At 66.9% G+C, this 22909-nt stretch carries 20 protein-coding genes; 4 read left to right on the top strand and 16 right to left on the bottom strand.

Annotation, left to right across the window (positions count from 1 at the left end; all coding sequences use genetic code 11):
- Positions 1 to 400: 400 nt before the first annotated feature.
- Positions 401 to 1336, bottom strand: a complete 936-nt coding sequence (locus DI041_RS11945; RefSeq protein ID WP_136639391.1) for an isopenicillin N synthase family dioxygenase — start codon at positions 1334 to 1336, stop codon at positions 401 to 403.
- A 196-nt stretch (positions 1337 to 1532) separates the two neighbouring features.
- On the opposite strand from DI041_RS11945, the gene DI041_RS11940 reads away from it, so the two are divergent.
- From DI041_RS11940 to DI041_RS11930, 3 genes are read left to right on the top strand one after another with little or no spacing between them, the layout of a single operon-like run.
- Positions 1533 to 3410 carry a DUF3413 domain-containing protein gene (locus DI041_RS11940; protein ID WP_136639390.1) on the top strand — a complete coding sequence of 626 codons (1878 nt, stop codon included), beginning with the start codon at positions 1533 to 1535 and terminating at the stop codon, positions 3408 to 3410.
- Between the two features lie 19 nt (positions 3411 to 3429).
- Positions 3430 to 4575 carry a glycosyltransferase family 4 protein gene (locus DI041_RS11935; protein ID WP_136639389.1) on the top strand — a complete coding sequence of 382 codons (1146 nt, stop codon included), beginning with the start codon at positions 3430 to 3432 and terminating at the stop codon, positions 4573 to 4575.
- Positions 4568 to 5425 carry a polysaccharide deacetylase family protein gene (locus tag DI041_RS11930; RefSeq protein ID WP_136639388.1) on the top strand — a complete coding sequence of 286 codons (858 nt, stop codon included), beginning with the start codon at positions 4568 to 4570 and terminating at the stop codon, positions 5423 to 5425. Before DI041_RS11935 ends, DI041_RS11930 begins: the two co-directional genes overlap by 8 nt.
- Before the next feature lie 75 nt (positions 5426 to 5500).
- Here the strand turns inward: DI041_RS11930 and glmM are convergent, their stop codons facing one another.
- The 5 genes from glmM to trpB all read right to left on the bottom strand — a co-directional run bounded on the left by glmM (position 5501) and on the right by trpB (position 10662).
- Positions 5501 to 6862: a phosphoglucosamine mutase gene (gene glmM / locus DI041_RS11925; RefSeq protein ID WP_136639387.1), complete on the bottom strand. Its 1362-nt coding sequence runs from the start codon at positions 6860 to 6862 to the stop codon at positions 5501 to 5503.
- The gene (gene accD / locus DI041_RS11920; protein ID WP_006381208.1) at positions 6862 to 7737 is read right to left on the bottom strand and encodes an acetyl-CoA carboxylase, carboxyltransferase subunit beta; all 876 of its coding nucleotides are present in this window, start codon (positions 7735 to 7737) and stop codon (positions 6862 to 6864) included. Before accD ends, glmM begins: the two co-directional genes overlap by 1 nt.
- A gap of 219 nt (positions 7738 to 7956) precedes the next feature.
- Positions 7957 to 8766 carry a tryptophan synthase subunit alpha gene (gene trpA, locus DI041_RS11915; protein ID WP_136639386.1) on the bottom strand — a complete coding sequence of 270 codons (810 nt, stop codon included), beginning with the start codon at positions 8764 to 8766 and terminating at the stop codon, positions 7957 to 7959.
- 1 nt (position 8767) lies between these two features.
- Entirely contained in the window at positions 8768 to 9448 is a 681-nt protein-coding gene (locus DI041_RS11910) for a hypothetical protein (protein ID WP_136639385.1), read from the bottom strand.
- Positions 9445 to 10662, bottom strand: coding sequence for a tryptophan synthase subunit beta (gene trpB / locus DI041_RS11905; RefSeq protein WP_006381255.1), 1218 nt, complete (start codon positions 10660 to 10662; stop codon positions 9445 to 9447). The genes DI041_RS11910 and trpB overlap by 4 nt, the downstream gene beginning before the upstream one ends.
- Positions 10663 to 10759: 97 nt before the next feature.
- Between trpB and DI041_RS11900 the strand changes: the two genes are divergently transcribed.
- Entirely contained in the window at positions 10760 to 11647 is an 888-nt protein-coding gene (locus DI041_RS11900) for a LysR family transcriptional regulator (RefSeq protein ID WP_136639384.1), read from the top strand.
- Between the two features lie 48 nt (positions 11648 to 11695).
- On the opposite strand, the gene DI041_RS11895 is transcribed toward DI041_RS11900, so the two are convergent.
- The 10 genes from DI041_RS11895 to prmB all read right to left on the bottom strand — a co-directional run bounded on the left by DI041_RS11895 (position 11696) and on the right by prmB (position 22845).
- Positions 11696 to 13552, bottom strand: a complete 1857-nt coding sequence (locus DI041_RS11895; protein ID WP_136639383.1) for a C40 family peptidase — start codon at positions 13550 to 13552, stop codon at positions 11696 to 11698.
- A gap of 48 nt (positions 13553 to 13600) precedes the next feature.
- Complete coding sequence (locus tag DI041_RS11890; RefSeq protein WP_136639382.1) at positions 13601 to 14290, bottom strand: hypothetical protein; 690 nt, start codon at positions 14288 to 14290, stop codon at positions 13601 to 13603.
- A 309-nt stretch (positions 14291 to 14599) separates the two neighbouring features.
- Positions 14600 to 15256 (bottom strand): phosphoribosylanthranilate isomerase, encoded by a 657-nt coding sequence (locus tag DI041_RS11885; RefSeq protein WP_135274607.1) that lies wholly within the window; start codon positions 15254 to 15256, stop codon positions 14600 to 14602.
- Positions 15253 to 16023 carry a tRNA pseudouridine(38-40) synthase TruA gene (gene truA / locus DI041_RS11880; RefSeq protein ID WP_136639381.1) on the bottom strand — a complete coding sequence of 257 codons (771 nt, stop codon included), beginning with the start codon at positions 16021 to 16023 and terminating at the stop codon, positions 15253 to 15255. The genes DI041_RS11885 and truA overlap by 4 nt, the downstream gene beginning before the upstream one ends.
- 32 nt (positions 16024 to 16055) lie before the next feature.
- Positions 16056 to 16418: a VOC family protein gene (locus tag DI041_RS11875; RefSeq protein WP_006381353.1), complete on the bottom strand. Its 363-nt coding sequence runs from the start codon at positions 16416 to 16418 to the stop codon at positions 16056 to 16058.
- A 26-nt stretch (positions 16419 to 16444) separates the two neighbouring features.
- Positions 16445 to 18514 carry a FimV/HubP family polar landmark protein gene (locus tag DI041_RS11870; protein ID WP_136639380.1) on the bottom strand — a complete coding sequence of 690 codons (2070 nt, stop codon included), beginning with the start codon at positions 18512 to 18514 and terminating at the stop codon, positions 16445 to 16447.
- A 150-nt stretch (positions 18515 to 18664) separates the two neighbouring features.
- Positions 18665 to 19693, bottom strand: coding sequence for an aspartate-semialdehyde dehydrogenase (locus DI041_RS11865; RefSeq protein ID WP_136639379.1), 1029 nt, complete (start codon positions 19691 to 19693; stop codon positions 18665 to 18667).
- A 92-nt stretch (positions 19694 to 19785) separates the two neighbouring features.
- The gene (locus DI041_RS11860; protein ID WP_136639378.1) at positions 19786 to 20823 is read right to left on the bottom strand and encodes a 2-hydroxyacid dehydrogenase; all 1038 of its coding nucleotides are present in this window, start codon (positions 20821 to 20823) and stop codon (positions 19786 to 19788) included.
- The gene (aroC, locus tag DI041_RS11855; RefSeq protein WP_136639377.1) at positions 20816 to 21919 is read right to left on the bottom strand and encodes a chorismate synthase; all 1104 of its coding nucleotides are present in this window, start codon (positions 21917 to 21919) and stop codon (positions 20816 to 20818) included. The genes DI041_RS11860 and aroC overlap by 8 nt, the downstream gene beginning before the upstream one ends.
- Positions 21916 to 22845 carry a 50S ribosomal protein L3 N(5)-glutamine methyltransferase gene (prmB, locus tag DI041_RS11850; protein WP_136639376.1) on the bottom strand — a complete coding sequence of 310 codons (930 nt, stop codon included), beginning with the start codon at positions 22843 to 22845 and terminating at the stop codon, positions 21916 to 21918. Before prmB ends, aroC begins: the two co-directional genes overlap by 4 nt.
- Between the last annotated feature and the right edge of the window lie 64 nt (positions 22846 to 22909).

The raw sequence follows: 22909 nt of genomic DNA, 5'->3' as shown, positions 1-22909 counted from the left end.
GATCAAAAGCAAAAGCGAAAGCAGAGCTTCGGCCCCCTCCCCTGCTTTAGCTGCCGGGGTCAGATCCCTTTTCCTGCGGAAAAGGGATCTGACCCCTACCCCACACGCATGGCGTGGATCTACCGTGTCGACCAAGGTCGACACCTACCGGAAATCGCGAGTTACCCGCCGTCACCGGGAAACTGTCGAAGGCGGGGAGGTGTCGGATGGCGGAGTGTCCGCGGCATGGATGCCGCGGCCAAGCCCCCATGGACGGGTTCACGGCGTCCCCGCCATCCGACACCTCCCCGCCTCCCCACGGAACATCCCAGAGCCGCTTTGGCTTCGGCTTCGGCCTCTGCGGGTGCAGGGCGCAGCCCTGCAAAGAAAAAGGCCGCCTTTCGGCGGCCTTCACTTCTCATTACTTCAGCTTGATCTCGCGCAGGCGCTCCTCGAGGAAGCCGTGGGCGGTGATCGGCTCCGGGTACCGGCTCGGGTTCTCCGGGGTGATGCAGGACGGCAGCACATCGATCAGGAAGTCCGGGTTCGGGTGCAGGAAGAACGGTACCGAGTAGCGCGGCTGGCGCGCCAGCTCACCCGGGGGGTTGACCACGCGGTGGATGGTCGACGGATACACATGGTTGGTCAGGCGCTGCAGCATGTCGCCGATGTTGACCACGATGGTGTCGGCGTCCGAAGTGAACGGCACCCACTCGCCATCATGCGACTGCACTTCGAGGCCGGCGGCACTGGCGCCGACCAGCAGGGTGATGAAGTTGATGTCGCCATGGGCGCCCGCACGCACGTTCGGGATGTCGTCGGTGGTGATCGGCGGGTAATGGATCGGACGCAGGATCGAGTTGCCGAAATTGGTCTTGTCGGCGAAGAAATTCTCCGGCAGGCCGATGTGCAGGGCCAGCGCCGACAGCACGCGCGAACCCAGGTTGTCCAGCGCCTGGTACAGGCCGTAGCCACGCTCACGGAAGCCCTCGACCTCGGTCGGCCACAGGTTCGGGGCCATCACATCGCGGTACTTGGAGTCGTCGGCGATCTCGCGGCCGATGTGCCAGAACTCCTTCAGGTCGAAGTGCTTGGAACCCTTGGCGGTTTCAACACCGAACGGGGTGTAGCCGCGGGCGCCGCCGCTGCCGGCCACGTGGTACTTGCGCTTGACCTCATCCGGCAGGGCGAAGAAGGCCTTGAAGGCACCGTAGGCCGCGTCGATGTCGGCCTGCGGGATGCCGTGGTTGCGGATGCCCGCGAATCCCCATTGGCGGTAGGCCGCGCCCAGCTCGGCCACGAAGGCTTCGCGGTCGCTGTCGAAACGGGTGATGTCGAGGGTCGGGATCTGGCTCACAGCGGTTCCTGGCTTGTCGTTGGGTCTGAAACGGGCCTGCGCATTCAGGGCCCGCCTGAACATTGTGACAGATCGCCCGGCGAACGCGACTCGATACAAGGAAACAAACCGATACAATGCGCGACCCGAGCACATTTAACGATTCAATCACGTTGGTGCCGCGCGTTTCTTCCAGCCACCCGACCCCGCCCGCACCATGCCCTCCGACCCAGCCGACACCACGCCCGTAGCAGATACCGCCCGCCACTGGCGCCGGCTGGCCTGGTGGTCGCTGTTCGTGGCCGGCAACGCGATCCTGGCCGCAGCCATCACTGTTGGGAACGTACCGCTGACCGACAACCCCGGTGGCGCAATCGGCCTGGTTTACCTGTCCGTCGCCCTGCCCGGCCATCTGCTGGCATTCGGCGCGCTGGCCGGCCTGTTGCCACTGCTGCTGGGACTCTGGCAGCGCAACGCACGCATCCTGAGTGTCAGTGCAGTGCTGCTGCAGGGCCTGTGGCTGTGCCTGCTGCTGGTCGACGCCAAGGTGTTCACCCTGTACCGCTTCCACCTCAATGCCATGGTGGTGAACATGGTCTTCGGTGGCGCACTGCAGGACCAGGTGGCGCTGTCCTGGAAAACCTGGCTGCAGGCGGGCCTGCTGGTGGCCGCCATCTTCACCGCCGAAGGCCTGCTGGCCTGGGCCTGCTGGAAGCTGCTGCCGGCCCTGCCCCGTCGGCGCACGGTACTGCAGGCCTGGGCGGTGGTCGCACTACTGATGGCCGGCGGCCAGGTCGCCACCGCCTACTACGATGCCCGCGGCGACCGCGATGTGATCGCGCAGTGGAACTATCTGCCATGGGCACAGCCGATCACCGCCAAGAGCTTCATGCGCAAGCTCGGTGTGGTCAGCGAACAGCAGGCCGGGCTGCCAGATCCGCGCCACGCCCAGTTGCAGTATCCGCTGCAGCCGCTGCGCTGCCAGAACCCGCACCGCCCCAACGTGCTGATGGTGGTGCTGGAGTCGCTGCGCCACGACGTCCTGACCCCCCAGCTGATGCCCAATGCCTCGGCGCTGGCACAGGGGTCGCGTGTATACGACCACCACTTCAGCACCGGCAACGCCACCCGCTATGGCCTGTTCGGCCTGCTCTACGGCCTGCCCGGTGGCTACTGGCAGAGCATGCTGGACGAACAGCGTGGCTCGCAGCTGTTCCAGGTACTGCGCCAACAGGGCTACGACCTGCACCTGTATGGCAGTGCGCCGCTGTACAGCCCCGAATTCGACCGCACCGTGTTTGCCGACGTCCGCGATCAGCTGCATCAAGGACCGTCCGAACTCGGCCCGGATGGCCGCGACCGTGCCATCGTCGCTGCGCTGCAGAAGGACATCCGTACCAGCCAGGCGGCACAGCAGCCCTGGTTCGGTTTCGTGTTCCTCGACTCCACCCACGCTGGCTACCACCTGCCTGCCAGCTATCCGCCGGTGGCCACACCGATGGCCAAGGAAATCGACTTCCTGAAATTCGGCCCCGACCACGACCCGACGCCGGAGCTCAACCGCTACCGCACCGCCGTGCACTACGCCGACAGTCTTCTCGGCTCATTGCTGGACGACTTGCGCGCGCAGGGCCTGGCCGAGGACACCATCGTCCTGGTCACCGGTGATCACGCCGAAGAATTCAACGACCTCAAGCTGAACTACTGGGGCCACAACGGCAACTTCTCCGATTACCAGCTGCAGGTGCCGTTCGTACTGCACTGGCCAGGCCAGGCCAGCGGCATTCAGACACGCACCAGTTCCCACGAAGACTGGGTGCCGACCCTGATGCGCCACGCACTGGGCTGCGAGAACGCGCTGACCGACTTCAGCACCGGCCAGGACCTGCTGGGCGAACCCACGGGCCAACGCGCACTGGTGGTGGAAAGCTGGTCGCAACGCGCGGTCCGCCACGGCGACGCCATCTACGTGTTCGACAAATTCGGCAACGCAACGGCGCTTGACCTGCGTTACCGCCCGCTGCCTCAGCAGGTCCCGGACTCCGCCGCCGTCCGCTCTGCATGGGAAGCGCTGACCCGCTTCCGCAACCGCTGACCCCCAAGGATCATCCCGCATGAACCGTCCGCTGCGCATCCTGCATACCGAAGCCGCCAAGGGAATGGGCGGGCAGGAGATCTACATCTTCCGCCACATGCAGGTGATGCGTGCGCGCGGCCATGATGTGTCGCTGCTGTGCCAGCCGGATGCACGGCTGGCCAAGCTGGCGCGTGACGACGGTTTCACCGTGCACGCGCTGCGCATGGGCGGGCTCGCCCGCCTGCTGCGCGGCATCTGGTCGGTGTCACGACTGGTCCGCCGCGAACGTTACGACGTGGTCAATACCACCAGCCGCCGTGACGCGCTGATCGCCGCTGCAGGTGCGCGTCTGGGCGGTACGCCGCTGGTGGTGCGCTCGCGCCATCTGATGAGTCCGGTCAATTCGCTGCTGACCTATACCGGGCTTCCGCACCGGGTTCTGACCGTCAGCAGTTTCGTCAAGCAGCTGCTGGCCGACCGTGGCATACCGGCCGAGCATATCGGCATCGTGCCGCCGATCGCGGTGCCGCCGCGCTGGAGCGAGATCCGCAAGGCCGATCCCTGGCAGTGCCTGCAGGAGGTGCGCGCGCAAGTGCGTGCCGAGCTCGGTTTCGGCGAACGGGACATCGTGGTCGGCTGCGTGGCGGTGCTGCGTGAGCCCAAGGGCCATGCCGACCTGCTGCAGGCGATGGTTCCCCTGTGCAAAGCCAACCCGGACCTGCATCTGGTCATCGTCGGCGATGGCCAACAGGTGATGGAACGACTGCAGGCGCTGTGCGCAGAGCATGGAGTGCAGCAGCAGGTACACCTGCTGGGATACCGCGATGGCGCCTGCCGCCTGATGGCCGGCTTCGACATCTTCGCCCTCGCCTCGCACAAGGAAGCGGCCGGTACCGTATTCCTGGAAGCGGCCTATGTCGGTGTACCGATCGTGGCCACCCGGGTCGGCGGCGTACCGGAAATGGTGGTTGATGGCAGCAATGCGATCCTCACTCGCCTGGGCGACAATGCAGCCTTGACCGGTGCCCTGCGCCTGCTGGTGGACGATCCACAGCGGCGTCGGCAGATGGGCCGCGCCGGCTGGGACTGGATGCACAGCGCACACCGTTTCACCCCGGACGGTCACGGCGAGACCACCGAACACTATTACCACCAGTGGCTGAAGGAGCTGGGACATGGCTGAGGCCCGAACCGTACCGGTGCTGATGCACCATCACGTCAGTCCTTCACCGGGCATGATCACGGTGTCGCCGGAAAACTTCGAGAGCCAGATCGCGTGGCTGGCCGGCAATGGCTGGACGTCGCTGACGCTGGACCAATATGCCGGCTTCCTCGCCGGCAAGCCGGTACCACGCAAATCAATCGTGATCACCTTCGACGATGGCTACCTGGACAACTGGGTGTATGCGCATCCGATCCTGCACAAGTACGGCATGCACGCAGTGGTGTTCGTGGTCACCGGCTGGATGGGCGAAGGCCCGGAACGCCCGCATGCAGGCATCGAAGGGGCAACGCTGCCTGCCACCCCGGACCACCGGGGCTGCGAAGCGGCGATCTACGAACAGGACCGCAGCGACGATGTGATGATGCGCTGGAGCGAAGCGCGCGCCAGCATTGCCGCCGGCACCTTCGAGATGCATTGCCATACCCATACCCATACGCGCTGGCTGCGCCGCACCGACCTGGACCGTGCGCAGCGCCGCGCAGGCCTGAGCCACGACCTGGCGGTTTCGCGCGAGGTCCTGCAGGACAAGCTGGGCCAAGTCTCGGACACGCTGTGCTGGCCGTATGGCGATTTCGACCAGGACCACATCGAGGTGGCGCGCGAGCACGGCTTCCGCTACCTGCACACCACTCATCCTTTCGGCCGCAACCTGGTCGGAGGCGACCCGGAACGCATCTACCGGTTCGCCATCCGCAACCGGCCGGCCAGCTGGCTGCGCAAGCGCATCAGGCTGAGCTACAACCCGCTGATCGGGCCACTGTTCAATGGTTTCAAGGCGCGGCAGAAGAAGATGGTGCCGGGGCCCTGAGTACCGCGTGCACCGCCCGCGCAAAGAAAAACGCCCCGGCTTCCCGGGGCGTTTTCATTTCACCGCGCGGCAGCCTCAGCTGGCGGCGGCGCGTACCGCGGCAGACAGGCGATCGAGCGTGTCCTGCATCAGCGTCGCGTCGTCAGCTTCCACCGTAACCCGCACCACCGGCTCGGTACCGGAAGGACGCAGGAAGGCACGACCACGACCGGCCACCGCCTGCTGCGCGTCGGCGAGCGCGGACTGCACGCTTTCAGCCTGCACCGTGGCCTTGGCCGAGACATTGCCCAGCCGCACGTTCACCGTCTTCTGCGGCACCCGCACCAGCCCCTTCAGCGCCTGGCGCAGGGTCTGGCCGTTGTTGCGCAGCGCCACCAGCACCTGCAGGGCACTGACGATGCCATCGCCGGTGGTGGCCCGATCCAGGCACAGCAGGTGTCCCGACGCTTCACCGCCGAGCACGCCACCACCTTCGATCAGCGCCTGGTGCACGTAGCGGTCACCGACGTTGCTGCGCAGGAACGGAATCTGCAGATCGGCGAAGGCCTTCTCCACACCGTAGTTGCTCATCAGCGTACCGACCACCGGACCGCGCAGGCGACCTTCGTCCTTCCACGCACGTGCCAGGATGTACAGCAGGTCATCACCGTCGACCGGATTGCCCTGGTCATCGGCCATCAGCACGCGGTCGCCATCGCCATCGAAGGCGATGCCGAGATCGGCGCGGGTCTCGCGCACCTTGGCCGCCAGGTTGTCGATATGGGTGGAACCGACGCCGGCGTTGATGTTGACGCCGTTGGGTTCAGCACCGATACCGATCACTTCCGCACCGAGCTCACGGAACAGCAGCGGTGCGATCTGGTAGGTGGCCCCATGCGCACAGTCCAGGACCAGGCGCACGCCACGCAGGTCGAATGCACGCGGCACGCTGGCCTTGCAGAATTCGATGTAGCGGCCGACCGCCTCACGTGCACGCGAAGCTTTGCCCAGCTTCTCCGATTCGGCGGTGGTGAACGGAACATCCAGTGCCGCTTCCAGCGCCAGCTCGGTGGCATCGTCGAGCTTCTCGCCCTGGGCGGAGAAGAACTTGATGCCGTTGTCGTAGTGCGGGTTATGCGAAGCACTGATGACGATGCCGGCATCCACGCCCAGCGTGCGGGTCAGGAAGGCCACGGCCGGGGTCGGCATCGGCCCCAGCAGCTGCACATCAGCACCGGCGGCGACCAGCCCAGCCTCCAGCGCCGCTTCGAACATGTAGCCGGAAATGCGGGTGTCCTTGCCGATGATCACGATCGGCCGGCGCCCGTCCTGGCCACGCTGGGCCACCAGCACCCGGCCCAGGGCGTTGCCCAGACGCAGCACGAAGTCGGCCGAGATCACGCCCTGGCCGACCCGCCCACGGATGCCATCAGTACCGAAGTACTTGCGGCCTCCCATCACGCCACCTCCGGCGCCGGCTGACGGCCCAGCATCGCCAGCAGGTCGGCGAGACGGTCACGCATTTCACGGCGGTCGCAGATCTGGTCGATGGCGCCGTGCTCGAGCAGGAACTCCGAACGCTGGAAGCCTTCCGGCAGCTTTTCGCGCACGGTCTGTTCGATCACGCGCGGGCCGGCGAAACCGATCAGTGCCTGCGGCTCGGCGATGTTGATGTCGCCCAGCATCGCAAACGATGCCGACACGCCACCGGTGGTCGGGTGGGTCAGCACCGAAATGAACGGCAGGCCGGCTTCACGCAGTTTGCCCAGCGCTGCAGAGGTCTTGGCCATCTGCATCAGCGAGAACAGGCCTTCCTGCATGCGCGCGCCACCACTCTGCGAGAAGCACACATAGGGGGCACCGATCTCGACTGCGGTTTCGGCAGCCAGCGAGAAGCGCTCACCCACCACCGAGCCCATCGAGCCGCCCATGAAAGCGAAGTCGAACGACGAGGCCACCAGCGCACGGCCCTTGAGCAGGCCGCGCATGGCGATCAGCGCGTCGTACTCGCCGGTGTTCTTCTGCGCGATCTTGATGCGCTCGCTGTACTTCTTCTGGTCCTTGAACTTGAGCAGGTCGGTCGGGCCCAGGCGCGCAGCGATCTCGGTGGTGCTGTCGGCGTCGAACAACGCTGCCAGGCGCGCACGTGCACGGATCGCCATGTGGTGGCCGCACTTCGGGCAGACCTCCAGGTTCTCTTCCAGTTCTGGCCGGTACAACGCGCTGCCGCAGTTGCTGCACTTTTCCCACAGGCCCTCGGGGACGCTGCGCTTCTTGCTGGGGGTGTTGTCGGTGCGGATGCCGGACGGCATCAACTTGCTGAGCCAACTCATGCGGGAGGACACTTCCGTTCAGGGCGGCCCAAGGGCCGCAAAGGCGGACAGTCTAGCTCCGCTTTCCCTGCCCGTGCACCCCCTGTGCCACCGGCGGAAGGCCGGGAAAAACCATGCTGGGACGTACGTTTAGCGCGGCAACGCCGCGCGGGTAGTGCCGGGCCATGCCCGGCGGATCCCCTTGCGGCCGGCACCGCCGGGCATGGCCCGGCGCTACCGTTACTGGTCCAATGCCTGCCGCAGCGGGGCCAGGAAGGCAGCGGCACGCTGCGCGGCCTGTTCCACCGAGCCCGCCTCAGCCAGCGCGGCGACCAGCGCGCTGCCGACCACCACGCCATCGGCCTGGCGGGCCATGGCCGCAGCACTGGCTGCATCCTTGATGCCGAAACCTGCCACCACCGGCACCGATGCGCGCGTGCGCAGGGCCTGCAGCCGAGCGCTTGCGGCATCGCTGTCCAGCCGCTCGGAGGCACCGGTGACGCCAGCGAAGCTGACGTAGTAAAGGTAACCACGCGCCAATGCCAGCAGCTTGTCGGCACGTGCCTCGCTGGTGGTCGGCGAGGCCAGCAGCACCAGCGCCAGGCCGGCAGCATCGAAGGCCTGCTGCGCCTCACCGGCTTCTTCCGGCGGCAGGTCGACCAGCAGCACTCCATCGACACCGGCGTCCACGGCGTTCCTGGCGAATGCTGCGTAGCCATGGATCTCCACCGGGTTCAGGTAGCCCATCAGTACCACCGGGGTCTGCGCGTCGCGCTCGCGGAACTGCGCCACCGCCCGCAGCACGTAACGGCTGCCAGCACCGCGTGCCAGCGCGCGCTCGGAGCTGCGCTGGATGGTCGGGCCGTCGGCCATCGGGTCGGAGAACGGCACGCCCAGCTCAATCACATCGGCACCGGCTCCGACCAGTGCATGCATCACCGGCACGGTCGCCTCCAGCGAGGGATCACCTGCCGTGATGAAAGGGATCAGCGCCTTGCGCTGCTGCGCGCGCAGGCGCTGGAAACAGGCATCGAGTCGGGAAACAGGCATCTCAGGCACATCCTTCAATCAGTTCAATCGCATCGCTGGTCCCCCAGTACATCTGGATGACCCTCCCTTCAAACAGTTCCACGCGGATGCCAAGGGCCGAGCCCGGGTCCTGCCAGGTCAGGTACTCGCCCTGCTCGCCATCGTAGGCATGCGGGCTGGACACAGGCGGCTTCGGAAACCGGGCAACCGCCTGGGCGCGGGTCATGCCGACGCGCAGGCCGAACGGGCCCGGCTGCTGGGTCGGCGCCCCGCTCTCCGGATCCAGGCCGAGGTCGAAACGGACCACGCGATCTTCGTCGGTCATCATCGACACGCCGGGCGGCAGCCCCTTGCCGTCGTAGTACTCGCAGCTTCCGCCGAGCGCTTCGACCGCTCCTTGTGCCGTCCACGGCCCGAATGCCTTCAGATCCGTCATGTGTTGTCCGATCAGCACCTCGCCGGCATGGTCCAGCGCCACCGAGACCACCGCCGGCGCGTCATCGCTGTTGGTCTCTTCCGTGGAGGGCGGATCGTCGATCGGCGTGCGCGCCATCGGGTCGAGGTCATCATTGGCCGCCGGTTGCTGCACCGGTTGCGTGGTGGCCTTGGCCGCCGGTGCCAGCACCGGCGGTTCCGGCGGCTGGCATGCCGCCAGGCCGAAGGCCAGCAGAAGCACGCCGCTGCTTCGCAGACGCGTGCTCACAGCACCAGGCCTTCGCGCGCGGCGATGGTGTGCACATCCTTGTCACCACGGCCGGACAGGTTGCACAGCACGATCTGATCGCGCGGACGCTCGCGTGCCAGCTTCATCGCCTGCGCCAACGCGTGGCTGGATTCCAGCGCCGGCAGGATGCCCTCGGTGTGCGCCAGCAGATGGAAGGCCTGCAGGGCCTCCTCATCGGTGATGCCCAGGTAGCGCGCGCGGCCGCTGTCGGCCAGGAACGCGTGCTCCGGGCCGACGCCCGGGTAGTCCAGGCCGGCCGACACCGAATGGGTCTCGATGATCTGGCCGTCGTCGTCGCACAGCACGTAGGTGCGGTTGCCATGCAGTACCCCGGGGCGACCGGCAGCAATCGAGGCCGCATGGCGACCGGTATGGATACCATCACCGGCCGCTTCGGCACCGACGATTTCGACCTGACGATCATTGAGGAAGGCATGGAACAGGCCGATCGCGTTGCTGCCGCCGCCGACGCAGGCGGTGATCGCATCGGGCAGGCGGCCGTACTCGGCCAGCATCTGCTCGCGTGCTTCGCGGCCGACGATGGCGTTGAAATCGCGCACCATGCGCGGATAGGGATCCGGGCCGGCGACTGTACCGATGATGTAGAAGGTGTCCTGCACATTGGTCACCCAGTCGCGCATCGCTTCGTTGAGCGCATCCTTCAGGGTGGCCGAGCCGGAGGTGACCGGCACCACCGTCGCGCCCAGCAGCTTCATGCGGTAGACATTGATCTTCTGCCGCTCGATGTCGGTGGCGCCCATGTACACCACGCATTCCAGGCCCAGCCGTGCGGCGACGGTGGCACTGGCCACGCCATGTTGGCCTGCGCCGGTCTCGGCGATGATGCGCTTCTTGCCCATCCGCGCCGCCAGCAGCGCCTGGCCGATGGTGTTGTTGATCTTGTGCGCGCCGGTGTGGTTCAGGTCCTCGCGCTTGAGCAGGATCTGCGCGCCGCCGACATGGTCGCTCAGGCGCTGCGCGTGGTAGATCGGGCTCGGCCGGCCCACGTAATGGGCCAGGTCGCGGTCGTAGGCCAGCTGGAATTCCGGATCCTGGCGGGCCTGGTCATAGGCCTGGGCCAGTTCCTGCAGCGGGCCGACCAGGGTTTCGGCGACGAAGCTGCCGCCGTAGCGGCCGAAGTGGCCCTGGGCATCCGGGAAGGCGTGGTAGTCGGCAATGGGGGAGGCAGACATGGAAGCGACCGCTGGTTCGAGACAGGTTGATACTCTAGCGCACGGGTCGTGACCGGAAAATCGATATTATCTCGCGTATATCGTCAGGAAATCTCACATGAGCCGCTCCCTGCTGCCACCGCTCAATGCGCTGCGCGCCTTCGAGGCCACCGCCCGTCTGGGCGGGGTTGGCCGCGCTGCACAGGACCTGCACGTCACCCACGGTGCGGTCAGCCGGCAGCTGAAGCTGCTGGAAGACCACCTCGGCCTGGCGCTGTTCCAGCGTGCCGGCCGTGGCCTGCGCCTGACCACTGCGGGCATCCTTCTACAGGCCGCCTGCAGCGAAGCCTTCACCGGCATCGAGGACTGCGTGCGCGAGCTGGGACGACCCGCGGCCTCTCCGGTACTGGTCCTGGGTTGCAGTGGCAGCGTGCTCGCGCGCTGGATGATCCCGCGCCTGCCCGCGCTGCAGGCCGCCTTGCCCGGCGTGCGCCTGCAATGGTCGGCGCTGGACGGCAGCTTCACCGAGGCGCAGGCGGCACTGGATGCGGTGCTGCTGCTTGCACAGGGACCGTGGCCACGCGGTTGGCAGGTGCGCGAACTGGCAGCGGAACGGGTCGGCGTGGTGGTGGCCCCCTCGCATCCGGCGGCACTGCGCCTGCGCAACGTGCCGCCGTCTGCACTGCTGAAGGAGACACTGCTGCACACCAGCTCACGGCCACAGGCGTGGCCGGCGTGGGCGCAGGCGCACGGCCTGGAAACGTCCAGACTGCAGCTGGGCACTGCTTTCGAGCACCTGTACTACCTGCTTGAGGCGGCTGTGGCCGGGCTGGGCCCTGCGATCGCGCCCGAGCCGCTGGTCGCGGAGGATCTGGCGGCGGGCCGGCTGGTCGCGCCGTGGGGATTTGCCGCCACGGGTGGCTTCTGGGTACTGGCGCGGCCGGACGGCCCGGTCGATGCGCGCGTGGATGCCCTGGCCGACTGGGCAGCAGCGCAACTGCGATGAGGCGAGGCCCCGGGCGGCATTCACCACCCGGAGCCGGCAACACATTCCTCAGCGACCGCCCATCGCGACCCGCTGCTGCTCCTCATGCACCTGCTGCTGATGCGACGGATCTGCAAGCAGCTTGGCACTGGTCTGCTCCAGCGACGGTGGCGCCTGGGCCAGGTCGACCGCGGTGCGGAAACCCGGCGTCGTGCCCATCACGAACGCCTTGCCATCCTGCACCGTGATGCTCTGCAGCTTGTCGGCCGCGTCGATACCGTTCTGCTTTGCATGCAGCGTGATATTGGCCGCAGCTTCTTCGGAGAACACGCTGGGAAGCTTGCTGCGGACGGCGTTGTGCAGTCCGTGGTCCGGATGTGATGCATCGTTCAGCGACGGCCCCTTCGGCACAGCCGCTGCAGGTTCATGGCCCTGCACACGGCCCGCCGCCAGTGCGGCAGTGGTCTGGCGACCGACAATTCCATCGGCCACCAGCCCCTGCTGTTTCTGGAGCGCGATCACCGCTTCGCGGGTGTGGTCACCGAAACGGCCATCCTCTGACAATCGATGGCCCTGCGCATCACGCACGCCGAGCTGGTTGAGAGTCTGCTGCAACGCCTGCACGTCGGTGCCGCGCTGCCCATGCTTCATCACCTCGCCGGCCGCCGGGTGCGATGCAGCCGGCTGCACGCTGGCGGCAGGCCGGGACGGCGCAGGTTCGCCACTGCCGTGCAGCGGCGCGCGCACCTGGAATTCCGGCTTCGGTGTCAGCGCACCAACGATGCGGGTGCTTCCGCCATCCCAGTACCCGCCCGGCCGGATGGTGACTTCGGCCGGCCCGGTGCTTCCCTGTGATCCGATGAACTGGATGTTTCCCTGCGCATCGTAGCCTTTGAAAATGCCGACATGCTGGCCCTGCGACGAGGAGAACATCAGGATGTCGCCCTGCTTCAGCGATCCGTTCGGCTTGCGTGCTTCGGCAGCCGGGGTCACATCGAAATGCTCGCGTGCGTAAGCCGTGGTGTTCGCACCATTGAACAGCGTCGAAGTAGTGAACCCGGCAGCATTCTCGCCGCGCACGTTGTAACCCGCGTTCTTCAGGCCGCGCCATACGAATGCCGAGCAATCCACGCCGAAGCGTCCGTCACCATCGAGGTCACGCTCCAGCCGGCTGCTGTCGCGCCCGGGACGTGGATGGTCCGGGCGCCCGTATTCGTACTGGCGACCCGAGGCCATGAAATGCTGATAGGCCTCGTTGTAGACCGCGGCACTGCCGACTGCAGCCGCGGCCTGGCCCACAGCGGGCGCCGTCGCCGAAGGCGACTGCACCTGCGCCTGGGTCTGTGTCTGCACGGGCGCGGCCGACTGAGTGCGCGTGGGTTGCTGCAACGTGGCGACCTCACCCGGCTGCCAGCCCTCGAAACGGCGGATGCCGTCTGCCAGCACCTCGCGCTCGCGCACGCTCATCTGGCCGACGGTCTTCGAGCGCAGGTCGACACCCTGGCGATCGCCCTCGGCATAGATGGTGGCCGCCTGTTCCTTGTGGTGGGTGGTGCCGCTGTAATCCTTCGTGGAGTAGCTCGGCAGCATTTCCTCTACGGTCTTGTCGCCGAACCGACGTTCGAGCAGCTGGATCTTCGCCACCCGGCCGGCTTCATAGCTCTCGAAAACCGCGTTGCCCCACTGGTCGAGATCGACCACGCCCTTGTAGCGCCCCTGCGCCGATTCCAGTGCCTGCTCGCGGGTACGCGGATTGGTGACCGTTTTGTCCGCGCTGCCGGCGAATTCGAACTTGAGATTGCCAGGATTGTTGTTGCGCCACGAGACGCTGCCACCTGATCGTTCGACGACGCTGCCATCGTCCATTTCCAGCGTGCGCGTGGTACCTACGCTGCTGACCAGCCGGGTGATTTTTGGATCCGACATGAGCTGTTCCTTTGCCAGTGGTTGATTGGACCGCTCCCCTGGCGGTGATTACATTCCGTTGGAAAACACGTCGAGCACGTCAGCACTGACCCAGCCCTGTGCGCAGTTCCCGGCGTAATGTCCCGGCGCCGCCGCATGGCAGGCCTCGCCCCCCGTGCTCGCCAGGCCAGTGATCGGCCTGTCGCCATAGGTGTCACACAATGTGTTTCCCTTGCACTTGTCGACCGTCGCAGCGGGAACCGCAACGACGTAATAGAACAGCGGATTCTGTCCGGTGCGCCCGATGCCCTGCACACAGACCAGCTGCCCCTTCGACAGCTTCGCGGTCACGCTGACCTTGCTGCCGGTGGATGGCACCGCATTCAATGTCTCCACGCCCTTGGCGTCGGCCACGCCAGCGAAGAAACCCTGGTCGCCACAGTCCGGCGACAATTCGACATCGTAGAAATCACCGCTGTCCACATCGCCGGCCGTGCAGCCGCTGCCTGTACTCGCGTTGCTGCATTTCACACCGCTGGCCTGGATCAGCGCAGCCAGGCCGTCGGCAGCCGGTGCTGCCGCCGGAGCCGTGGCCGGTGCCGTAGCAGGTGCGGCTGCCGGTGTGGCAGCAGCCGGTGCCGATGTGCCCGGGGCGGATGAGTCACCGGCCGCACACGCGCCCAGGGCAAGCAGCAGGCCGGGCACGATCGCCAGGCGGGCCAGGCGGATACGGCGGGAAGAGAGATGGGGCATATCCATTGCGTCCTCGTTGGAAAGGTAAGGCGTATATCGAGGGTGCTGCCAGCGACACGCACGCAGCGTCGCACCCAACCGTGACAGGCTGGGCGAATTGTGTCCGATCAGATGTTTGGGGGCTGTCGACTTTTTGGCGCTGGAACCTGAATCAGCCGAAAGCGTGATGCTCGTCGCATTCAGGAGGCGCCCGCCTTCAAGGCGCGGCGCGCTACAGGCCAGGCTCGCAGGCTACGCACACCCGCCAAGGAGACAGACCCGGCGGAATGCACCGTCGCCGATGACATTCCGGGCGCCCCCCTCAGGTGACGCGGATCACTCCAGAACGGTGCAATCGGCGCGGCGCACTTCCTCGACGAAGGTGCGCATCTTGTAGCCGTCCTTGATGCCCGGCTCCAGTTCGATGCCGCTGGAGACGTCCACGCCCCACGGCAGCGTCGCCAGCACGGCGTCGTAGACGTTTTCCGGGTTCAGGCCTCCGGCCAGCAGGAACGGACGGTGCAGTCCGGTCGGGACGCGGCTCCAGTCGAACGCCACGCCGGTACCGCCACCGCCGCCCGGCGCATGGCTGTCGAACAGGAAGCCGGCTGCGCTGGGGTAGCGCAGCTGCAGGGTGCGTGCGTTGACCTCTTCACGCCCGCCCATGGCGATCGCCTTCAGGTACGGCATGTTGAAGCTGCGGCAGAAGCTCTCGTCTTCCTCACCGTGGAACTGCAGCAGGGTCGGCCGCACCGTGCGCAGCACCTCACGCACCTCTTCCTTGCTGTTGTTGCGGAACAGCGCCACCACGTCGACCATCGGTGCGATCGCCTGGCGCATCGCGCGCGCTTCGGCCGGAGCGACCCGGCGACTGCTCTCGCGGGCAAAGATGAAACCCACTGCGTCCACGCCCAGCTCACCGGCCAGGCGGACGTCGCCGGCACGGGTCATGCCACAGAACTTGATGCGCGTACGGTAGTAGGAACGGCTCATAGCGTGACCTCGGCGGGCAGATGCCAGTTGTCGGGGTACAGGGGCCCAAGGAACACCAGGCCCTGCGGCGGTGCGGTGGGACCGGCTACGGTTCGATCACGCCCGGCCAGCAGTTCAGCGATCCATTCCACCGGTTTTTCGCCGCTGCCCACCAGGATCAACGAACCGACGATATTGCGGACCATGTGATGAAGGAATGCATTGCCCTGTACTGAGACTTCGATCACCTCGCCGTGGCGGCTGACCTGCAGCGACTGCAGCTCACGCCGCGCGTGCAGCGCCTGGCACTGGACCGAGCGGAATGCACTGAAGTCGTTCTCACCGAGCAGGGCCTGTCCGGCGGTGTGCATGAGCGTCTCGTCCAGCGCACGCCGCTCCCAGCTCAGGGTCTGCCGCTCGAGCGCCGGCCGCACTTCACGGTTGAGCAGTCGGTAGCGGTAGCGGCGCGCGCGCGCCGAGAAACGGGCATGGAAATCGTCGGCGACCGGAACACACCAGCGCACTGCGATTGAACGCGGCAGACGGGTGGTGGTGCCCAGCATCCAGGCGCGCGGATCGCGCACCACATCGGTATCGAAATGCACGACCTGGCATTGGCCGTGCACACCGGCATCGGTACGACCGGCACAGACCACCTGCAGCGGCGTGTCCGCCACCGAGGACAAGGCCTGTTCAAGGCTGGCCTGCACGCTGGGACCACCTTCGCCCAGGTTCTGCCAGCCCCTGAAATCGCTGCCGTCATACTCGACGCCAAGCGCGTAACGCATGTGCTACCTCGAAGTTGCGGAGGGGGTGACGCTCAGGCCGGGTCGCGTTCGGACCAGACCGCCAGTTCATTGCCACCGGGCTCGACGAACTGGAAGCGGCTGCCGCCGGGGAAAGAGAACACCGGGCGCACGATCGCGCCGCCGGCATCACGCACGGCCGCTTCGACCGGCGCCAGCTGATCGGCATACAGCACCAGCAGCGGTGCGCCACCGTCCGTGGCCCGCTGTGGCTGGCCGCGGAAGAAACCGCCCTGCAGGCGGCCGTCGTCGAAGGCGGTGTAATCGCTGCCGTAGTCGACGAATGACCAGCCAAACACCTTCTCGAAGAAAGCACGGCTGGCGGCCGGATCGCTGGAAGCGAATTCAACGTAATCGATGCGGCGCTCGCGGCTCATGGCACAGTCCTTGTCGGCAGGTTCGGTCACGGCAGGCGGGCCAGCAGTTCCCGGGCCTGTGCCTGGCTGTGCAGGTCGCCGCCTTCGGCGACTTCCAGCAGCAGGGTACGCGCGGTCTGTGCGTCACCCAGGTCGAGATAGGCGATGGCCAGTTCCAGGCGCTCCTGGCCAGCACGCGGTGACCAGCCAGCATCGTTGGTGGGTGCGCCATCCGTCGTAGCGACGTCATCAGTGTGCGCGTTGTCGATGCGGTCATGGTGGACGCGGTCGACCACGGCCTCGACCTCATGCGACTCCGCCGGCAGGTCAAATACGCCACGGAACTGCGGCTGTTGTTCGGCGTGCAGCGCATAGTCCGGCACACCGACGTCGGCAGCGGCTTCCTGCACCGCCGGTTCGTCAGGGTGCTGTTCGACGACAAGCCCGTCGTCATGTCCGGACGCTGGCTCGTCCCAGCGCGGCTGTTCGGTCACTGCCGCAGGCAGCTCCACCACATCCTCTGCGCGCAGCGTCCCGACCTGCCAGTCGGCCTGCACTGCGTGATCGGCCGTCGGCTCGGCATGCGACGGGTCATGCGTTTCGAGCTCGGTTTCGGTTGCCCAAGCTGGCATCGCCGGCTCCTGGCGGCCCCCTTCGGCAACCACCGACGACCATGAAGACTGCTCGGCCAGGGTATCCAGCGCGGCTCCAGCCGGAACCGCCGCAGCAAGCCCGGTGGCATCGTCTTCTTCACGCAACGGCGGCAATGGCGACGGCTTGCGACGGCGCAGCAGCCACGCCGCAGCGGCCGCCAGCAGCAGCACCGGCAGGCCCAGCCAGTACCATGGCGTTGCTGCGTCGCGGGCACCGGGGGCCTGCGCGAGGCGTTGCTGCGCGGCGGCCAGATCGTTGTCCTTCATGGCAATCAGCGACTGCTGCTGCTGCTTCAGCGCTTCCAGGTCGGCCACGCGCTGCTTGAGCTCGCCGATCTCGGCATCGCGGGTGGCGATGTCCTCACGCGCCTGGCGCAGTTGTTCGTTGCCCAGCATGTCACCCTCGCTGCCGGCAGCGGTGCCGGTGGTTGTGCCCGCACGCGCGGCGTCGGACGCCAGCGCCGGAGCGATCTCAAGTCGTGCCCCGTTGGCCGCAGCCGGGGAGGAATCGGTGGCCGCGACCGCCTTGGCGACCGGGGCGACCGTGCCCGCGGGTTGCGGCACGGTACGCGCCTGCCGCCATTGCGCGGCGTGCTCGCGCACCAGCGCAGCGGCCTCGGCGGCATCGACGGCTGCCAGCGCATCACTGCCCGGCATGCGCAGCACCGCGCCCTGCTTGAGCAGGTTCACGTTGCCCCGGATGAAGGCTTCGGGATTGGCGCGCAGCAGGGCGATCATCGCGCGGTCGCGGCTGATCTGGTTGCCACGTGCCACCGCGCCGGCGATCTGCGACAGGGTCTGCCCGCGCTGCACGGTGACGCTGCCATCGGCTGACGGCGCGGCAACAGGTGTGGCTGCTGTACGCGGGCGAGCCGGCACCGGCGCAGCGGTGGATGCACGCACGGGCGCTGGCACGCTTGCCGTTTCGGCTGCTGCAGGCTCAGGCGCCGCGTCGCGCGTGATGGTGTTGGACAGGGTGCCTGCAGGAGCAACGATCTCCGGTTCGGCCACGGCCAGCGCACTGGACGGTGCATCGACCAGCGCACTGGACGGTGCATCGACCAGCGCCGAGTACTTGCGCACCAGCCGGCCCTGGCCCCAGTCGGCCTCGATCAGGAAGCTCAGCGACGGGGTCTCGACCGGTGCCTGCGAGGTCACCCGCACCACAGCCCTGCCCTGTGCATTGCGGGTCAGTTCGAACTGCAGCTCGCTGACCAGCCCGGTTGGCCGTTGCAGGCCTACGCGTTCGAAGGTGACCGGTGAGGCCAGCGCCACGCGCAGGTTTTCCAGTTCGGACGGGTCGGCCGAGACCACCGGGATTTCTGCCAGCAGTGGCTGGCCCGGCTTGGACAGGACACGGATGTCACCCAAGCCCAGGGCAAGCGCCGAACTGCTGGCCAGGGCCAGCAGCGCGGCGGAAAGATAGCTGAGCGGGCGCTTTGCGCCCTTGGCCCGTTTATTCATGGGCGACACTATAAAGCGTGCGGACCGGAGTCCGCACCCACCGGAAAGACCCTTGAGGTAGTGCCGGCCGCTGGCCGGCAATCCCTTCAGCTGGTGGATCAGGGCAATGCCGGCCAGCGGCCGGCACTACCGGTGAGGCAACCGATGTGATCAGCGCTGTTCGGCAGCGACCAGCTCGGCCAGCTGCACGGCGTTCAGGGCCGCGCCCTTGCGCACGTTGTCCGACACGATCCACAGGTTCAGGCCGCGCGGATGCGACAGGTCCTCACGGATGCGGCCGACGTACACCGCGTCGGTGCCCGACGCATGCGTGACCGGAGTCGGGTAGCCGCCAGCCTCGTGGCGATCGACCACTTCGATGCCCGGCGACTGCTCCAGCAGCGCGCGTGCTTCGGCGACGGTCACCTTGTCACGGGTTTCGATCGCTACCGACTCGGAGTGACCATAGAACACCGGCACGCGCACTGCAGTCGGGTTCACCAGGATGCTGTCGTCGCCGAGGATCTTGCGGGTTTCCCAGACCAGCTTCATTTCTTCCTTGGTGAAGCCGTTGTCCTGGAAGTCGTCGATGTGCGGGATCAGGTTGAAGGCGATCTGCACCGGGAAGCGCTGCGGATCGATTTCCTGGAAGCTCAGCAGCTGGCCGGTCTGCTTGCCCAGTTCTTCCAGTGCCGAACGGCCACCGCCGGATACCGACTGGTAGGTGGACACGTTGATGCGCTCGATGCCGTACTTGCGGTGCAGCGGCGCCAACGCCACCAGCATCTGCATGGTCGAGCAGTTCGGGTTGGCGATGATGCCGCGCGGACGGTTGGCGACCTGCTCTGGATTGACCTCGGACACCACCAGCGGCACGTCATCGTCGTAACGGAAGGCAGAGGAATTGTCGATCACCACCGCACCGGCGGCGGCGAACTTCGGCGCGTATTCCTTGGACACGCTGCCACCGGCCGAGAACAGGGCGATCTCGACGCCGCTCGGGTCGAAGGTTGCCAGGTCCTGGACCTTGACCTTCTGGCCGTTGAACTCGATCTCGCCGCCGGCCGAACGCTCGGAGGCCAGGACGCTCAGGGTTCCGACCGGGAAATCGCGCTCGGCCAGGATGGCCAGCATGGTCTCGCCGACCGCACCGGTGGCGCCGACGATGGCGACGTGGAAGCTGCGTTGTGCATTGCTCATGGGGGAAACTCTCACGAAAACAGGGATGGGGAAAAATCACGCACGACAGCTGGGTTCGGGGAACCTCCTCAAGCGGCACGCACGGAGGCTCCCTATCGTTTCCCGGTTTTTTTGCCCAGCGTCACGCGCGCGGCTATTGCCGCGTCAGCGTTGATCGCGCTTGGCATGCGCGATGGGGCGCCGTCCAGGCCAAGCCCGGCGAGCAGATTATCCACCGCCAGCTGTACCATCGCCGTGCGCGTGGCCAGCGAGGCACTGCCGATATGCGGGGTCAGCACCACGTTGCGCAGCGCCAGCAGTTCCGGACGCACCGTCGGCTCGCCTTCGTACACATCCAGCCCGGCAGCGGCGAGGCGGCCATTGGCCAGTGCGTCGGCCAGTGCCAGTTCGTCGACGATGCCGCCGCGGGCGATGTTCACCAGCGTGGCCGTCGACTTCATCTTCGCCAGTGCAGCTGCATCGATGATGTGATGCGAGGACGGCGAATAAGGCAGCACCGTGATCAGGTGATCGGCCTGCGCCAGCAGCGTATCCAGATCCACATACGAAGCGCCGACAGCGGCCTCGGTGTCGGCCGGCAGGCGCGAACGGTTGTGGTAAAGCACCTTCATGCCAAAACCGTGCGCACCGCGGCGGGCGATGCCCTGGCCGATGCGGCCCATGCCAAGGATGCCCAGCGTGCTGCCGTGGATGTCGGCGCCAAGCATGGTCTGGAACGACCACTGGCCCCACTGCCCCTCGCGCAACCAACGTTCGGATTCGGTGATCCGGCGCGCGGTGGCCATCAGCAGCGCAAAGCCGAGATCGGCGGTGGTTTCGGTGAGGACGTCGGGGGTGTTGCTGGCGAGGATGCCGGCCGCGCTGAGCGCGTCGACGTCCAGGTTGTTGTAGCCGACACCGACATTGGCGATCACCTGCAGCTGCGCGGCATCGGCCAGCTGGGCCGCGCCGATGCGCTCGTTGAGGGTGATGATCGCGCCGTCGGCGCTGGCCAGTTGTTCGGCGATCTGCTCAGGCGACCACGCGGTGACGGTGTCGGTGCTGCGCAGCTGCACGCGATCGCGCAGCGGCGCGATGGCCGCGTCGATCAGCGGCTGGCTCACCCATACCGTCGGCCGCGTGTCAGCCATCGAGCTGACCAGGAATACGCGGGGTGACGGTGCCGACGTCGCCGCACTGCGCACGGTGGCGCAGAGCCTGGTCCATCAGCACCATCGCCACCATCGCCTCGGCGATCGGCGTGGCGCGAATGCCAACGCAGGGATCATGGCGACCGGTGGTGACCACCTCGACCACGTTGCCGGATGTATCCAGCGACGGGCCGGGCAGGCGCAGGCTGGAGGTCGGCTTGAGCACGATCGAGGCGACCACCGGCTGGCCGGTGGAAATGCCGCCGAGAATGCCGCCAGCGTGGTTGCTGGCAAACCCCTGAGGGGTCAGCAGGTCACGGTGTTCGGTGCCCTTCTGCACGGCGCTGGCGAAACCGTCGCCGATCTCCACGCCCTTGACCGCATTGATGCTCATCAACGCGGCGGCCAGGTCACCGTCGAGCTTGCCGTAGATCGGCTCGCCCCAGCCGGGCGGCACGTTGTCGGCGACCACGTCCACGCACGCGCCGACCGAATCACCGGACTTGCGCAGCGCATCCATGTACGCCTCCAGCTCCGGCACCTGTGCGGCATGCGGCCAGAAGAACGGGTTGTCTTCCACCGCCGACCAGTCGAAACCGGCCGGGGTGATCTCGCCCAGCTGCGACAGGTAGCCGCGCACGGTGACGCCGAAGCGCTCGGCCAGCCACTTCTTGGCGACCACGCCGGCGGCCACGCGCATGGTGGTCTCGCGCGCCGAGGAACGGCCGCCGCCACGCGGGTCACGGATGCCGTACTTGTGCCAGTAGCTGTAGTCGGCATGGCCCGGGCGGAACTGCTGGCCGATGTTGGCGTAATCCTTGCTGCGCTGGTCGGTGTTGCGGATCAGCAGTGCGATCGGGGTGCCGGTGGTCAGCCCTTCGTACACGCCGGACAGGATCTCGACCTCATCGGCCTCACGGCGCGCCGAGGTGTGCCGGCTCTTGCCGGTGGCGCGGCGCTGCAGGTCGTGGGCGAATTCGGCCGCGTCCAGCGCCAGCCCCGGCGGGCAGCCATCGATCACGCAGCCGATGGCCGGCCCGTGCGATTCGCCGAACGTGGTGACGGTGAACAGCTTGCCGAACGAATTGGAGCTCACGGGCGCTGCGCCGCCAGTTCGGTGATGCGCGCGCTGTGGGCGATCAGCTCGCGGCATTCGACCGCGAAGATGCCCATCTGGCCGACCTTGAACTCGATCCAGGCGAAATCCACTTCCGGCAGCAGCTTGATCAGGTGCTGCTCGGACTCGCCCACTTCACAGATCAGCAGGCCGTCTTCACTCAGGTGGAGCGGCGCGTCGCGCAGGATCTTCAGCACCAGGTCCAGGCCGTCGTCACCGGCACGCAGGCCCATGTCCGGCTCGTAGGAGTACTCCTGCGGCAGGGCATCGGTCTCGTCGTTGGTGACGTACGGCGGGTTGGTGACGATAAGGTCGTAGTGGCGGCCGGTCAGGCCGTTGAACAGGTCCGACTTGAGCAGGGTCACGTTGTGCGCCTGCAGGCGTTCCTTGTTCTCGGTGGCCAGCGAAAGTGCGTCGTCGCTGAGGTCCACGCCGTCCACTTCCCAGTTCGGGTAGTAGTGCCCCATGGCGATGGCGATGCAGCCCGAACCGGTGCACAGGTCCAGCGCGCGGCTGACATCGCGGCCAGCCAACCACGGCTCGAAGCCGCATTCGATCAGTTCGGCGATCGGCGAGCGCGGCACCAGGGCGCGCGTATCGCTCTTGAAGCTCAAGCCAGCGAACCAGGCTTCACCGGTCAGGTAAGCGGCCGGGATGCGCTCGTCGATACGGCGCTGGAAGAGTTCCAGCACGCGCACCTTCTCCTCCTGCAGCAGACGCGCTTGGCCGTAGGCCGGGCCCAGATCGTGCGGCAGGTGCAGGCTGTGCAGCACCAGCTGGGTCGCTTCATCCAGCGCGTTGTCGTAGCTGTGGCCGAAGGTCAGCCCGGCAGCGTTGAAACGGCTGGTGCCGTAGCGGATCAGATCGATGATCGTGTGGAGTTCGGCGGCCGTTTCAGCGGTCATGGCGGTACTGCGGGCAAAGTGGCCCCCGATTATAGGGGCTGGCGCCCGTGGCGGCATCCGTTGC

Origin of the sequence: Stenotrophomonas maltophilia (genome assembly GCF_004920835.1) — a bacterium.
Lineage (GTDB): Bacteria > Pseudomonadota > Gammaproteobacteria > Xanthomonadales > Xanthomonadaceae > Stenotrophomonas > Stenotrophomonas maltophilia_AQ.
Note: the sequence above shows the minus strand (reverse complement) of the source record. Positions and strands in the feature narration are given on the sequence as shown.